Consider the following 2,070-nt stretch of genomic DNA (forward strand, 5'->3'; position numbering starts at 1 on the left):
GCTTGATCCCCCTGACCAACTTGTCAGCGGCATCCTTCGATGTCCCGGACTTCTTGTTCATCTTCGCTCCATAATGGCTTCGATGAACCAGAAATCCTCCCTTGCGCAAACCCCTAAATCTAACCGGTAGGTGCTGAAGTCAGGCAGGGGTCGTCTTCCATCAACGGATAAGCCTTGAAAGGTTTGTCAGCGGCTAGAGCGTCCTCAAGATCGGCAAGATCCGGTACCATACACGGAACAGTTTGTTTGGTTTGCTTGAAATTCAGAAGTTTATTTCGAAGCGAGAGGTCAAGCAATTTGGCCTGCCATCGCTCAATCCGCCCTGTTGGTGTATCGGGTACAACATCTACAAGTTCCGTTGGAAGAAGACCAAATTCAATTGGCGATGGAAGTTTCGCAGGCGCTGCGTCAATGTGCTCGGCCTCGCCTGATTCATTGCTTGCATGGCTTGCCAAGGGCCGGATGCGTGCTGAGCGGGCGCGCGTAATGTCAATCGCCATATGAAATTCGTGTTCACGCTCTTCCGCAAGACGTACACGTCCTGCTTCTACAGCCTGTTCAAACCCAATGGTCGGACGTTGAGCAAGCAAGGTCGTCTCGACCGGAATGAATTCCTTCGCTTTGGATGCTTTGCGCACCGTGACTATATCCGGTTCTGTCACTTGACCAAAATCGCGTTTTGTAATCCATACGCCGGCCCATGCATGCCCTTCGCTAAATAGAATTACTGGGTTCAACCCAGCCTGTTCCCACGCAGCGGCAAGCAACAATGAACTATCCAAGCAAGTGGCCAGCCCTTCGCTGCGGATTCGTGCAGGAGATCGAACTTTCTGTCCATTGATTTCAAAGGACGCGGGAGGATTTGCGTATGTCAAACCCATGCCAGTCATCGCTGACCAAATCGCTCCGGCAATCATCCAAGCCCGCTGCGGATTATTGGATTGATAGCCTTCCAAAGAGCCGTCATGGCCGCTACGCTCAAGAAGCAACGAGGCTTCCTTAAGAATTGCTGCGACAACTGAGTCGTTGGGCGAGACAAATGCAGCCAGCAAACGATCCATGTCGCCAAGCCCACCCCATTGGTCTCTGGCAAGGAGTTCCAATCTGCGATCTTCGATAAATAGTGAGCCATCAGCGTGCGTAACCGAAATCGAGAGCGAACCAATCTCCGTTTCGTTGAGGCCGGCCAAGTGCTGGACATCAAGCGGAGTCGATAAGTCACTCAGACTAAGGCTTTCGCCTGCTAGAAGCTGGTCAATTTTCCAAGTTTTCGTTCGGAAAACTGTGGGGCTTGCCGTGAGCGTCAAATCCAGATCTCTGAGGGTGCGTTCGCCAGTATTGGTGAGTGATAGTGACTTAATGACGGGCAATTCATTCTGGGCAGATGCAAAATTAACTCGGCTCGCCGTATCAAGTTCTAGCGAAATATTATATTCGGCTTTTGCCTGCTGATCTTGCTCGATTGCAGTACCTTCGATGTCGCCGATTGCGCTACTTTCAGCATGCTGATCACCGGTAGTCTCGTTCATTTTCATTCTCCGAAGCGGGATACTGGCTTCCCAAAACACTCATCTTAGTGATTTCATGGTGTCTGCGAGAGGCGATGAAAAGCAAGACGCAATGTGATGTTAAAGATGTATTTTCCTATTGTAACTCGCCAATATGTTCGAGCGAACCACGTTCAAAGCGACATGCACTGGATGAAAACGGAAGCTGTTCCTAACCGCTTGGCAAAAAAAGGGTAGGTTTGTCATCGGTAGGATCATCCAATATGTTCAAATCATGCATGATCCACGAACATCCTGTGTGGATAGCTCCTGCATAGCAAGACATATTTGAAGTAATTTCGCACCGGTCGGAAGCAGACGTGTGTCCGGCCCATATGCGCGGTACACTGATCCGCTGGCCTTGATGGTTGAGGAGCACTATCAGAGGTGTGGATTTGGAGTTCCCCCGGTTTGATGGACGGTTATGGGCTTAGAGTTTCCAGCCCCTCAGCAGCGGTCCTTTCGTAGTTGATCGGCGACTTGTAACCCAATGCTGAGTGGCGACGCGAGGGGTTGTACCAGC

The 2,070-nt window shown here is 50.7% G+C and carries 1 protein-coding gene; it reads right to left on the minus strand.

Translation table 11 applies throughout. The annotated features are described in order from the left end of the window. Window positions 1–119: 119 nt before the first annotated feature. Entirely contained in the window at window positions 120–1,529 is a 1,410-nt protein-coding gene (locus tag H7848_RS19565; protein ID WP_208354643.1) for a DUF4011 domain-containing protein, read from the minus strand. Window positions 1,530–2,070 lie beyond the last annotated feature (541 nt).

Origin of the sequence: Pseudaestuariivita rosea (genome assembly GCF_017592335.1) — a bacterium.
In the GTDB taxonomy this organism is placed as follows: Bacteria; Pseudomonadota; Alphaproteobacteria; order Rhodobacterales; family Rhodobacteraceae; genus Parasulfitobacter; species Parasulfitobacter rosea.